The sequence below is a fragment of the Streptomyces sp. NPDC020681 genome (assembly GCF_044334895.1).
GTDB lineage: Bacteria > Actinomycetota > Actinomycetes > Streptomycetales > Streptomycetaceae > Streptomyces.
The window spans coordinates 75436-87566 of sequence record NZ_JBIRTX010000014.1 but is presented as its reverse complement, the minus strand read 5'-3'; the positions used below and the strand labels follow the sequence as shown (position 1 = coordinate 87566).

Here is a 12131-nt window from a genome sequence, read left to right as displayed (position 1 = left end):
GTGCCGCTTATGACGACTGCACTGATTACGGGAGCGACCGCGGGCATCGGCGCCGCGTTCGCGCGGCGGCTCGCCGCCGAGGGACACAACCTGGTGCTGGTGGCCCGCGACACCAAGCGGCTGCAGGAGCAGGCCACCGAGCTGCACGACACGCACGGCATCGAGGCGGAGGTGCTGACCGCGGACCTGTCCCTCGACGACGGGATCAATGCGGTCGTCAAGCGGCTGAGCGACCGGAAGAACCCGGTGGAACTGCTGGTCAACAATGCCGGGTTCGGCAACAAGGGACGCTTCCTCGAGGTGTCCATGGACGACGAGCTGACCATGCTGAAGGTGCACGTCGAGGCGGTGCTGCGGCTCACCGCGGCGGCGACGGAGTCCATGCGCGAGCGCGGCCGCGGCGGCGTGATCAACGTGGCCTCGGTCGCCGCGTTCGTCCCGCGCGGCACCTACGGTGCGTCGAAGGCGTGGGTCGTGCAGTTCACCCAGGGCGCGGCGCGGGATCTGGCGGGGACCGGTGTGAAGCTGATGGCGCTGTGCCCCGGATTCGTACGCACGGAATTCCATGAGCGGGCGGGCATGGGGACGGACAACATCCCGGGCTGGATGTGGCTGGACGCCGACAAGCTGGTGTCGGCGGCGCTGGCGGACCTGGAGCGCGGCAAGTCGGTGTCGATCCCGGACCCGCGGTACAAGGCGCTGATGGGTGTGGTGAAGCTTGCGCCGCGCGGGCTGCTGGGCGGCGTCACCTCCAGGACGGGCCGCAAGTACGGCCCCCAGTAGGCACCGCAGTGAGAACCGGAGTGAGCAACGGAGCAAGAACCGAGTGAGCACCGCGGTGCACGCCACTGACAATCCGCCTGCGGTCCTGCTCGCGATGGGGCCGGGCGTCGCCGAGCGCCTGTTCACCGACCGCCACTACGACCGGCTGAGTGCACTCGCCCGTACCGATCCGCGGCTCGTCGCCCATGACCTCGCCGCACCGACGCCTGCCGTCGAGGCCGCGCTCGCTCAGGCCGAAGTGCTGCTGACCTGCTGGGGCGCGAGCCCGCTGACCGCCGGCGTACTCGAATCCGCACCGAGGCTGCGCGCGGTCGTGCACGCGGCCGGAACCGTCAAGAACCATGTCACCGACGCCTGTTGGGAGCGCGGCATCACTGTGGCGTCGGCAGCCGCGGCCAATGCGCTGCCCGTCGCCGAGTACACACTCGCCGCGATCCTCTTCGCCGGGAAGCAGGTGCTGCACTCGGCCCGGCGCTACGGACAGCGGCGCGCCGGCCACGACTGGACTCGCGAGCCGACGGCACTCGGGAACTACCGGCGCACGATCGGAGTCGTCGGCGCATCCAGGATCGGCCGCCGGGTGATCGAGCTGCTGCGCCCCTTCGACGTACAGGTCCTGCTGTACGACCCGTACGTCAGCGCCGCCGACGCCGACGCACTCGGAGTCTTACGGACCGAGCTCGACGAACTGTGCAGCCGCAGCGACGTCGTCACCGTCCATGCGCCGGAGCTGGCGACGACTCGCCACATGATCGACGAACGCCGGCTCGCGCTGATGACCGACGGCACAACGCTGATCAACACCGCACGCGGCTCGCTGATCGACGAAGAGGCGCTGCTGCGGGAGCTGACGACGGGACGGCTGTACGCGGTGCTCGACGTCACCGACCCCGAGGTCCCGGCCGCCGACTCGCCGCTGTACACACTGCCCAATGTGCTGCTGACCCCGCACGTCGCGGGTTCCCTCGGCAATGAGCTGTACCGGATGGCGGACCGGGCGCTGGACGAGCTGGAGCGGTACGGGCGGGGCCTGCCGTTCGCGGATCCGGTGCTCGCGGGGACGCTGCACCAGTCCGCCTGAGATTTCCGCGCCCGAGTACAGGCCCTGTCACATCCTCCGGGTTTCGTTCGTCAGTCGTATGAGAGGCGCAGCAGCCGAGAGGCGCGACGGCGCGACGGAGGAATGGGAGCCGATGGAAGCCATGGACGAGAACGAGTTTCTGGCGGAGCGCTTCGACGCCGACCGGCCCCGTCTGAAGGCGGTGGCCTACCGGATGCTCGGCTCGCTGACCGACGCGGACGACGCAGTCCAGGAGGCCTGGATCCGGCTCCAGCGCTCCGGCACCGGCGAGGTCGAGAATCTCAGCGGCTGGCTGACGACCGTCGTCGGCCGGGTCTGCCTGGACATGCTGCGCACGCGCAAGGCACGGCGCGAGGAGCCGCTGGACGTACGCGTGCCCGATCCGATCGTGCACAGTGCGGGCATCGGCACGGACGCCGGTCCGGGCGTCGGTCCGGGCGTCGGTCCGGGCGTCGCCGATCCCGAGCACGAGGTGCTGTTGGCTGACTCGGTGGGCCTCGCGCTGCTGGTGGTGCTGGAGACGCTCGGGCCCGCCGAACGGCTCGCGTTCGTACTGCACGACATGTTCGGCATGCCGTTCGACGAGATCTCGCCGATCGTGGGGCGCACGCCGACCGCGACCAGGCAGCTGGCCAGCCGGGCCCGCCGCCGGGTGCAGGGCACGACCACGGTCCCGGACGATCTCAGCCGTCAGCGTGAGGTCGTCGATGCCTTCCTCGCGGCCTCGCGCGGCGGCGACTTCGACGCGCTCGTGGCGCTGCTCGACCCGGATGTCGTGCTGCGCGCCGATGTCGGAGCGATGCCCGGCGCGGTGTCGCACGAGGTCCGCGGGGCACGCGAGGTGGCCGGGCAGGCGCTCACCTTCCAGCGCTTCGCGCAGTTCGCACGGCCTGCGCTGGTCAACGGCGGTGCCGGCGTCGTCACGGCGCCGGGCGGCGAGCCGCTGTCGGTCATGGGCTTCACGATCACGGGCGGCAGGATCGTCGAGATCGACATCCTGGCCGATCCGGAGCGGCTGAGCCGGCTCGACCTGGCGTTCCTCAACGACTGACGCTGGTCGTGGTCCGGAAAAGCACCGGGCCCGGTGCCCCCGCGACGGGGGCACCGGGCCCGGCTTCGTACAGCTGCTCAGCCAGTCAGCTGCTGAGCTACTCAGCTAGTCAGCTACTCAGTGGGAGTGGCCGTGACCGTGGCCGTGACCCGCCTCGGACTCGTCCTCGGCCGGCTTCTCGACGACCAGGGTCTCGGTCGTGAGCAGCAGCGAGGCGATGGACGCGGCGTTCTCCAGCGCGGAGCGCGTGACCTTGACCGGGTCGATGACGCCGGCCTTCACCAGGTCGCCGTACTCGCCGGTCGCGGCGTTGAAGCCCTGGCCCTTGTCCAGCTCCGCCACCTTGGAGGTGATGACGTAGCCCTCGAGGCCGGCGTTCTCGGCGATCCAACGCAGCGGCTCGACCGCGGCGCGGCGGACGACGGCGACGCCGGTGGCCTCGTCACCCTCCTTGCCGAGGTTGCCCTCGAGCACCTTCACGGCGTGGACGAGCGCGGAGCCACCACCGGAGACGATGCCCTCCTCGACCGCGGCGCGGGTCGCGGAGATGGCGTCCTCCAGACGGTGCTTCTTCTCCTTCAGCTCCACCTCGGTGGCGGCGCCGACCTTGATCACGCACACGCCGCCGGCCAGCTTCGCGAGGCGCTCCTGGAGCTTCTCGCGGTCCCAGTCGGAGTCCGTGGACTCGATCTCGGCCTTGATCTGGTTGACGCGGCCCGCGACGTCCGCGGAGTTGCCGCCGCCGTCGACGATGACGGTGTCGTCCTTGGAGATCGTCACGCGGCGGGCGCTGCCCAGCACGTCGAGACCGGCCTGGTCGAGCTTGAGGCCGACCTCCTCGGCGATGACGGTGGCACCGGTGAGGGTGGCCATGTCCTGCAGCATCGCCTTGCGGCGGTCGCCGAAGCCCGGGGCCTTCACCGCGACGGCGTTGAAGGTGCCGCGGATCTTGTTGACGACCAGCGTGGACAGGGCCTCGCCCTCGACGTCCTCGGCGATGATCAGCAGCGGCCTGGAGCCGCCGGCCTGGATGACCTTCTCCAGCAGCGGCAGCAGGTCCTGGATCGAGGAGACCTTGCCCTGGTTGATCAGGATGTACGGGTCGTCGAGGACGGCCTCCATACGCTCCTGGTCGGACACCATGTACGGGGAGAGGTAGCCCTTGTCGAAGGCCATGCCCTCGGTGAACTCCAGCTCCAGACCGAAGGTGTTGGACTCCTCGACGGTGATGACACCGTCCTTGCCGACCTTGTCCATGGCCTCGGCGATGAGCTCGCCGACCTGCTGGTCCTGCGCGGAGAGCGCGGCGACGGCAGCGATGTCGGCCTTGTCCTCGATCGGACGGGCGGTCGCCAGCAGCTCGTCGGAGACGGCCTTGACGGCGGCGTCGATGCCCTTCTTCAGGGCGGCCGGGGAGGCACCCGCGGCGACATTGCGCAGGCCCTCGCGGACGAGCGCCTGGGCCAGCACGGTGGCGGTGGTGGTGCCATCACCAGCGATGTCGTTGGTCTTGGTGGCCACCTCCTTCACCAGCTGCGCGCCGAGGTTCTCGTACGGGTCCTCGACCTCGACCTCGCGGGCGATGGTGACACCGTCGTTGGTGATGGTGGGTGCGCCGAACTTCTTGTCGATGACGACGTTGCGGCCGCGGGGGCCGATCGTCACCTTGACCGTGTCGGCAAGCTTGTTGACGCCGCGCTCGAGGGCGCGACGGGCGTCCTCGTCGAACTTCAGAATCTTCGCCATGGGAGCTTTCTGTCCTCTCAAACGAGCTGCGCCCCTGGCCACCCGGCGACATCAGTGCGGGAGCCAGGGGCGCAGATCAAAACGTGGGTGAATTACTTCTCGACGATTGCGAGCACGTCGCGAGCCGAGAGGACGAGGTACTCCTCGCCGTTGTACTTCACCTCGGTGCCGCCGTACTTGCTGTACAGCACGACGTCGCCGGTCTTGACGTCGAGCGGCAGGCGCTCGCCGTTCTCGAAACGACCCGGACCGACCGCAAGGACGACGCCCTCCTGGGGCTTCTCCTTCGCGGTGTCCGGGATGACCAGGCCAGAGGCCGTGGTCTGCTCGGCGTCGAGCGGCTGGACCACAATGCGGTCCTCGAGCGGCTTGATGGCAACCTTGGAGCTGGCGGTCGTCACGATCCGACCTCCCCCTTCGGAGATCTCACGGGGTTAACTGTCTGAGTGGCGACCAGGTGGATCCGTCGTCGCGGGTGCCGGACCTGCCTGTCGCGCGTTGGCACTCTCCAGTGGGGAGTGCCAGAGCCGAGACTATGACCGCGATTAGCACTCGGTCAAGCGGAGTGCCAATCCACTGCGCTGTGCGAGTCCCGCAGACTGCCCGCGAGGGCCGGGGCGCGGGTGCTCGATCATTGTGCGGCGGTGCGACCCCGATGGGGACAACGCGCGTGCGCGCCACTCCGTTCCGCACGAACGTACGGACATGTGCAGCGGCCCGTCGTCACGGCTGCGAGGCGGAATGAATCCCGTGGATACGGCGCAGCAGACGGGTCGTCGGTTCCGTGAGATCGGGGGCCTGAGGGCCGTCGGTGCGAGGTGACAGGCGGGGGCCGTGGTCCTGGCGGGCGTGGTTCTGGCGGGCGTGGTCCTGGCGGGCATGGTGCGCGGGAGGGCCGGGATCCGCGCCCGCGCGCGGCTGGGCGGGGGCGGAGTACCGGACGGGGCGGAGCAACCCTCTGCACGGCCTTGCTGCCGAGCCGTTCGATGGGATCGACGCACGGCGTACAGCCCGAGGAGGCGAGCAGCGCACCGGTCACGACCGCCAGCGCGGCCGGAATCCGGTGCGCGCCGCTCATACGTAGTCCTCCAGCTTCGCCACCGCGTATCCCTTGTCCGTGACCGTCTTCATCACGCGCCGGATCATGTCGGGCATGGTGCCCTTCCAGTCATCGCGCCCGCGGAAGTGCGTGAGGATGATGTCGCCGGGATGCAGGTCCCGGTCCCATTCCCGCCACTCCATGTGATCGGGAAACGCCTCGGCGGCCCACAGGGGCACGGCCTTGACTCCGCACGACTTGGCGGCGCGCAGGGTGCTCTCGTTGTAGTTCCCGTACGGCGGACGGAAGAGCGGCGGCCGCTTTCCGTAACGCTTCTCGATCTTCGCCTGCTGACCGCAGATCTCGGTCTTCTGCTTGGCGTACGAAAGTCCGGGCAGATAGCGGTGGTTGAGGGTGTGGTTGTGCAGCGAGACGCCGAGATCCTGCATCCGCTTGAAGTAGCCGTAGTTGTCGTTGATCACGTAGTCGCTGAGGAAGGCGCTGTACGGGATCTTGAGCTCGCTCATCATGCGGAGCAGGTTGGGGTCCTTCTCCGCGCCGTCGTCGATCGTCAGGAAGACAATCTTCTCCTTGACCGGGACCGTGGTGAAGACCGGTGGCAGGGACTCGCCACCGTCGACCTCGAAGCCCTTGCGGGTGGTGATCTTCGGCTTGACGGCGGGCGGCCGAGGCGCGGCCAGCGGAGTCTTCGCGAGCCCCCACTTCTTGGCGACGGCGGCGCGCGCGACCTGATCGCGCCGGACCTTCTCCGTGTACGCGGCGAGCGCGGCAGCCGGACCCGCCGGCCCTTCGGCCAGCTGACCCGGGGCGGGCTCCGACCCGTCGCGCTCGTCCGAGGGCCCGGCCGCGCAGGCGGAACCGGCCAGGGCGACGAGGAGCACGCCCGCCATCACCCGTACGTGTCGCAGTTGACGAACCGGCGGGCAATTCACCCGGCTTTTCTGCTTTTGTCTTACTAGCTGCATGGCGCCGCATCCTGTCAGCGCCGGACCCGGACGACCGGCCGACACCGCCGCCACAGGCGCACCATCCCCCGCCTGGCCCACAATGGGTCCGGTGAACGACCTCGACTCATTCGCCGCGCTCCGTACCGAGGAAGGCCGGGCCCTGCTCGCCGAGCTGCGGGACTACGACCCCGCACAGGAACTGGCCGTCGCCACCCGCCTGCGCCGCGAGCACCCGGCCGGACTGGTGTCGGCGGCACTGGGCCAGGCACGGCTGAGGCAGCGGGCCGCGGCGAAGTTCGGGGCCGAGGACGCGCAGCGGATGTTCTTCACGCCCAACGGCGTCGAACAGTCCACCCGCCGCACCGTCGCCGCCTACCGCGCCGAGCGCTTCGCCGCTCTCGGCGTGCGCAGCGTCGCGGACCTCTGCAGCGGCATCGGCGGCGACGCGATCGCACTCGCCCGCGCCGGCATCCGGGTCCTCGCGGTGGACCACGACCCGCTGACCGCGGCCGTCGCACAAGCGAACGCCGAAGCGCTCGGCCTGGACGGACTGATCGAGGTCCGGTGCGCGGACGTCATGGAGACCGACTCGGCCGAGTACGACGCCGTGTTCGTGGACCCGGCCCGCAGAGGCGGCCGGGGCCGCATCTTCGACCCGGAGGCGTACTCGCCGCCCCTGTCCTGGGCCATCACGGCAGCCCGCACCCGCCCGCACGCCGCACTCAAGATCGCACCGGGCATCCCGCACGAGGCGGTGCCGGAGGACGCCGCGGCGGAGTGGATCTCGGACGGCGGCGACGTGAAGGAAGCGGTCCTCTGGTTCGGCACGTCCCCGGGCACAATCACCGCGACCCTGCTCCCGGGCCCGCACTCCCTCACCGGCCGCGGCCTGCCGAACCCACAGGTCCGCAAGACGGGCCGCTTCCTCTACGAGCCCGACGGCGCGGTCATCCGCGCGCACCTGGTCGCCGAGGTGGCACAGGAGCTGGACGGCGGACTGCTCGACGAAACGATCGCGTACATCACGGCGGACGAGCTGCGCCCGACGCCGTACGCGACGGCGTACGAGATCACCGACGAACTCCCCTTCAGCCTGAAGAGGTTGAAGGCCCTGCTGCGGGAGCGGGAGGTCGGCGTCCTGACGGTGAAGAAGCGCGGCTCGGCGGTGGAGCCGGAGGAGCTGCGGCGGAAGGTGAAGCTGCAGGGGCGGAATGCGGCGACGGTGTTCCTGACGCGGGTGGCGGGGGCGCCGACGATGCTGATCGGGCAACCGGTGTAAGCGGGTTCACATGTGCCGCGTCGTTTGCAACCGCCGTGCTGTCAGCGGACGTTGTTAGTGTTCATGGTTGCGCGCCGAGGAGGGGGAACCATGGTGGACAACGCGAATCTTGACGTCTCCGACGAGGATCTGACCCGGTTGGCCGGGGACCTCGATGACATGCAACGCCATCTGGACAACCAGGTACGGCGGATGGACGCGATCGTCGACCGTATCGAAGCCGGCTGGAAGGGCGACGCGGCCAAAGGGTATCGGGCGCTGCACCAGGGCGCGGCGGAGGACGCCGTACGGATCCGGGAGACCCTCGTCGTTCTGGAGGAAGCAATGCGGCTGAGCCGGGACGGCTTCAGCCAGCAGGAGCTGGACACCCTGCGGCAGATGCGCCAGGCGGAGAGCCAGGTGGACGTTGCCCGTGAAGCCCGCGAGCTGTCCGAAGGCACCGCGCCAGTCGCTCCCACCAGCCGAATACTTGGCATCTGACGTCGACTCAAACACGGGGACCAAAAAATGGCCGACGACTACATAGGCGTCAGCTTCACCACGCTGCGCGAAGCCGCGGGCGAGTTGGAGGACATCCTCAAGCAGCTCAACCAGCGGCTCGAAACCCTCTACGGCCGCACGGAGAAGGTCGTCCTCACGTGGCAGGGCGACACACGCGAAGCGTTCGTAGAGGAACTCGACCAGTGGGACAAGCAGATGCAGGACCTCCAGGCCGCACAGGCCTGGCTGCATGAGGTGGTCACGACGGGCCACGCCAACTACGCGGAGGCACACCGGGCCGTGCTGCGTGGGTGGGGCGCCGCCTGATGGGTACGCCTCCGCCGCCGTCCCAGAACGGCACCATCGACGTCAAGCCATCAGACCTGCACCGTGTCTCCGGCGGCTTCGCGAGCCAGCAGCCGATTTACAGCCAGGCCGCGAAGACCCTGCTCACGGCGCTCAAGGAGCACCCTGACGCAGGCGGGTACGGCACGGCCGCGCAGTCCTTCGCCTCCGCCTACGTCAAGGTAGGCAACCGCTTCCTCGAAGTCTGGGCCAGGAGCGTTGTGAGCGTCGGCGGCGCCGCCGTCGGCTTCACCACCACGGCCAACAACTACTCCAAGGCAGAGGCGGCCGCCGACCCGACCGGCAAGAAGCAGCCGGTCGTCCAGCCTGCCCCCCAAGTCATCGACAAGGCACCGGACTACGGCCAGGTCCCCAACCTGAAGTGGGGCGACGACGACGGCGGCGACGGCTGGCTGCGGAGCATCCTGGAGTGCATCCCCGAGGTCGTACGGGACCTGATCCGCCCTGTCCTCAAGCATGCCTTCCGCTGGGGCAAGGTCGCGGATGTCTATCCGTATCCCCAGCAGCACTACCTCAACGACCTGTCCAAAGCCTGGCGGGACATGACGATCGCACTCTCGATGACGGAGAGTTCCCTTACCGGCCAGGTCAGCAGCATCACGCAGCAGAGCAACAGCGAATGGCACGACGCCATGCGGCAGTTCTGCAGCTCGCTGTGGGGTACCACCGCCTGGGGCAAGTCCACGGCCGGGTACGAGTGGAAGCACGACTCCGCCTCGTCGAACACAGGCGCCACCCACCCGGTGATGACGGTGCTGTTCGACACGGCTGTCAAGGTCAGCGATCTGCTGTACGAGTTCGCCCAGGCTGCCGTCGACCTCAACGGCAAGGTCTGGGACATCTACATGGAGGCGGTGCGCGAGGCCGTAGGGAAGATCGATCTCAGCGACGGGGTCGGCATGGACGACGTCAAGGAGGGGGCCAAGACGGCGGGCCGCTTCCTCAAGGGCCTGGTCAAGGGCGCGGCCGAGCTCAGCGTGGAGATCACGCTGAACATCGACACCGCCGCGATCAACGCCGTCGTTGATGCGTACAACACCCGGGTGAACGGTCTGGTGCCGAAGCTCGATGCGCTGATGGAGCCGCTGAACGAAGCATTCATCAGTGCTCCCAGCTTCAAGGCCGAAGAGGCGCGCGCTCAGTCTTTCGGCGCTCGCGCACTGCACGAGTTCAAGCCCGAGCACACCTACACCGTTCCGAACGAGGACAGAAACAACCACTTCTTCGCCATCGACCTGGCCGGCCAGGAGGGAATCGAAGGAAGCCACCCGGTCGACAAACACGTCGGCAAGACGGACGAACAGCTGGCTCAGCGCCTCCGTGATCAGCAGACCGTACGGCCCGATGGAACCGTGGCACCGAGAGCCATCTCTACTTTCGCGGACCACGCTTCAGCACAGCGCCTCACACAGACCGTTCTGGACGATGTAAGAAATGTCCTGCTGATCGAGCGATGGATTGAAGGGCAAGAGAACAATTACAACCCGAGATCAAAGCCGAGTTACAGCCTGTCCTTCCCCAACGAGGTGACCGGCCGATCACTCAGCCGGGCCGACTACGACGCACACGGCATGCAAGCGCAAGCCCAGGACGTACACAGTGTCAAGGTGACACTGAAGTACATAGGCAACAATCAGGACCCTCCATTCATCGTGCTGACGTCCATGCCGGAAGCCCCTTAGCATGCACAATGTGACTACTTACACCGGAGCCGTGTTCAACAACGGGGCGATCTCCAGACTCCTTGAGTTGGCCGTCGCGTGCCGCCGCGACAACACCAAGGTTTTCGAGGACGAACTGGCCCGGTTCTGCCGAACCATCAGAAACTCACCGGAAACCGACTGGGCCATGCCCATCGCCACGGTGTCGGCCCTCCTCGATCTCCTCTCCAATCAGCTCGAATCCGAACAACCGCCGACGCTGCCGGTCGGGTTCTCCGAGAAGCTCGACGAGTCCGCCGGCGATCTCCAGGGGCCAGATTTCCTCAGACTGCTTTCCGGCTTGCTCCGATTGCAGGATCGGGAGCTTATTCCGGACTTCGAGAGCCTGCCGATGGCGACCTGGGAAGCCCACCTTAAGTTCGGAAGAATTCAGCAGTTCTGGTGGTGGGTCGACTCGGGAGAGTATGAGGACTTCGATGAAGGGGTGCGGGCAGGAGTTGCGAGCGAGCATCCGAACGGCTGCCGCCAGGAAATGTCTGCACTGGCGGCCGAGTTGCAGGAGGCTCTGTTGCTCTTCCCTACACCGGAGTCGTTCAGGAATGGGCTCGCCGAGGCGGTCCCATGGGCTTCCCGGCCGGTCCTGCATGCCATCCTCGCGGCCATTCATGTCCACTTTGAAGCACAGCACTGAGGTCAATCCCGTGTCGAATCCGAATCGTTCCGCCACCTACCCCGACCGGGAAACGGCCCAGTGGGCGACCCAGCAGGTGGTGACCGCGAATGAGCAGGTCATCCATCGCTGGCTGGCCCAGTCGACCCGTCAGCGCCTGACCATCGAGGCCGCCTGGCCCTCCCGGCTCGAGCCCGTCGGCCGCGTCCTGCTCCAGGCGATGATGTTGGCCGGCCACGAGCCGGTCGATGTGCGCGCCGCCCGCGTCGTCCTCAAGCGCGACACCGCGAGCCCGCACGGCTTCACCGTCCACGCCACCTTCCCGATCTACCTCTAGAGGCAGCAACCCGTGTCCCTGAAGCCGCGCGAACACGACCGTAAGTACGGCGAGTTGGACCAGGTCATCCGCGCCTATCTGGGCCGGACGGCCGACGACGACGAACCGCTGACCGCCTACCTCCGTCACACCTGGCGCACCCGGCCGTGGGCCATCCCGGTCGCCGAGGAGCAGCTCCGGGCGTATGCCGACAATCCGCCCGGGCGACTGCGGCTGCGCCTCGGCGAGTTCTACCCCGTACCCGACGTCGGCCTGCCCGACTCAAAAATCCAGGCGTGGCTGGTGAGCCTCGCGGACCGGCTCAAGGAAAGCATCGAGGCGGGCCATGCACCGCCGCCCGCGACCCCGCAGACCCGCTGGGAATGGCATGCCCGCTTCCCGGAACTGGCTCAGTTCCTCGGCGGATGGTTCTCGCAGGACATGCCGGACGAGTTCGAGGACCACGACGCCGCCGTCCAGGACTACCTCGACACCACCGACTCGGGCCTGATCGCCCAGCTCACGGGCGAGTTGCACGACCTGCTGACGCTGCCTCTGGACGAGTCGGACTACGCCCTCGCCGTGGCCGAGCTCGGCATGGAGGTCGATCCTCCCGAGCCCTTCGCCCCCGGCGGATGGCTCGCCGAACTGGCCAACAGCCTGCGCCGACGGTGACCCTCCAACTCGGCCC

The 12131-nt window shown here is 68.2% G+C and carries 13 protein-coding genes; 10 read left to right on the top strand and 3 right to left on the bottom strand.

Annotated features, from left to right (window positions below; translation table 11 throughout):
* Positions 1 to 9 precede the first annotated feature (9 nt).
* The 3 genes from ACH4YL_RS28595 to ACH4YL_RS28585 all read left to right on the top strand — a co-directional run bounded on the left by ACH4YL_RS28595 (position 10) and on the right by ACH4YL_RS28585 (position 2915).
* A complete protein-coding gene (locus ACH4YL_RS28595) occupies positions 10 to 783 on the top strand; it encodes an SDR family NAD(P)-dependent oxidoreductase (RefSeq protein ID WP_398510311.1) in 774 nt (257 codons plus the stop codon).
* Positions 784 to 877: 94 nt separating this feature from the next.
* On the top strand, positions 878 to 1864 hold the full coding sequence (locus ACH4YL_RS28590) for a hydroxyacid dehydrogenase (protein ID WP_398510448.1): 987 nt from the start codon (positions 878 to 880) through the stop codon (positions 1862 to 1864).
* Positions 1865 to 1985: 121 nt separating this feature from the next.
* Positions 1986 to 2915, top strand: a complete 930-nt coding sequence (locus ACH4YL_RS28585; protein WP_398510447.1) for a sigma-70 family RNA polymerase sigma factor — start codon at positions 1986 to 1988, stop codon at positions 2913 to 2915.
* Positions 2916 to 3032: 117 nt separating this feature from the next.
* On the opposite strand, the gene groL is transcribed toward ACH4YL_RS28585, so the two are convergent.
* The 3 genes from groL to ACH4YL_RS28570 form a co-directional block, all read right to left on the bottom strand.
* Positions 3033 to 4661 (bottom strand): chaperonin GroEL, encoded by a 1629-nt coding sequence (groL, locus tag ACH4YL_RS28580; RefSeq protein ID WP_398510310.1) that lies wholly within the window; start codon positions 4659 to 4661, stop codon positions 3033 to 3035.
* Between the two features lie 92 nt (positions 4662 to 4753).
* A complete protein-coding gene (gene groES, locus ACH4YL_RS28575; protein WP_266486653.1) occupies positions 4754 to 5062 on the bottom strand; it encodes a co-chaperone GroES in 309 nt (102 codons plus the stop codon).
* A 673-nt stretch (positions 5063 to 5735) separates the two neighbouring features.
* On the bottom strand, positions 5736 to 6611 hold the full coding sequence (locus ACH4YL_RS28570) for a polysaccharide deacetylase family protein (RefSeq protein WP_398510309.1): 876 nt from the start codon (positions 6609 to 6611) through the stop codon (positions 5736 to 5738).
* 157 nt (positions 6612 to 6768) lie between these two features.
* On the opposite strand from ACH4YL_RS28570, the gene ACH4YL_RS28565 reads away from it, so the two are divergent.
* The 7 genes from ACH4YL_RS28565 (at position 6769) to ACH4YL_RS28535 (ending at position 12115) form a co-directional block, all read left to right on the top strand.
* On the top strand, positions 6769 to 7947 hold the full coding sequence (locus tag ACH4YL_RS28565) for a methyltransferase domain-containing protein (protein ID WP_398510446.1): 1179 nt from the start codon (positions 6769 to 6771) through the stop codon (positions 7945 to 7947).
* 90 nt (positions 7948 to 8037) lie between these two features.
* Positions 8038 to 8427 carry a WXG100 family type VII secretion target gene (locus ACH4YL_RS28560; RefSeq protein WP_398510308.1) on the top strand — a complete coding sequence of 130 codons (390 nt, stop codon included), beginning with the start codon at positions 8038 to 8040 and terminating at the stop codon, positions 8425 to 8427.
* A 27-nt stretch (positions 8428 to 8454) separates the two neighbouring features.
* On the top strand, positions 8455 to 8754 hold the full coding sequence (locus tag ACH4YL_RS28555; RefSeq protein WP_398510307.1) for a WXG100 family type VII secretion target: 300 nt from the start codon (positions 8455 to 8457) through the stop codon (positions 8752 to 8754).
* A complete protein-coding gene (locus ACH4YL_RS28550) occupies positions 8754 to 10475 on the top strand; it encodes an RNase A-like domain-containing protein (protein ID WP_398510306.1) in 1722 nt (573 codons plus the stop codon). Before ACH4YL_RS28555 ends, ACH4YL_RS28550 begins: the two co-directional genes overlap by 1 nt.
* A 10-nt stretch (positions 10476 to 10485) precedes the next feature.
* Positions 10486 to 11145: a hypothetical protein gene (locus tag ACH4YL_RS28545; protein WP_398510305.1), complete on the top strand. Its 660-nt coding sequence runs from the start codon at positions 10486 to 10488 to the stop codon at positions 11143 to 11145.
* 10 nt (positions 11146 to 11155) lie between these two features.
* Positions 11156 to 11461 carry an RNase A-like domain-containing protein gene (locus tag ACH4YL_RS28540; protein ID WP_398510304.1) on the top strand — a complete coding sequence of 102 codons (306 nt, stop codon included), beginning with the start codon at positions 11156 to 11158 and terminating at the stop codon, positions 11459 to 11461.
* 12 nt (positions 11462 to 11473) lie between these two features.
* Complete coding sequence (locus tag ACH4YL_RS28535) at positions 11474 to 12115, top strand: contact-dependent growth inhibition system immunity protein (protein WP_398510303.1); 642 nt, start codon at positions 11474 to 11476, stop codon at positions 12113 to 12115.
* The last annotated feature ends 16 nt before the right edge of the window (positions 12116 to 12131 follow it).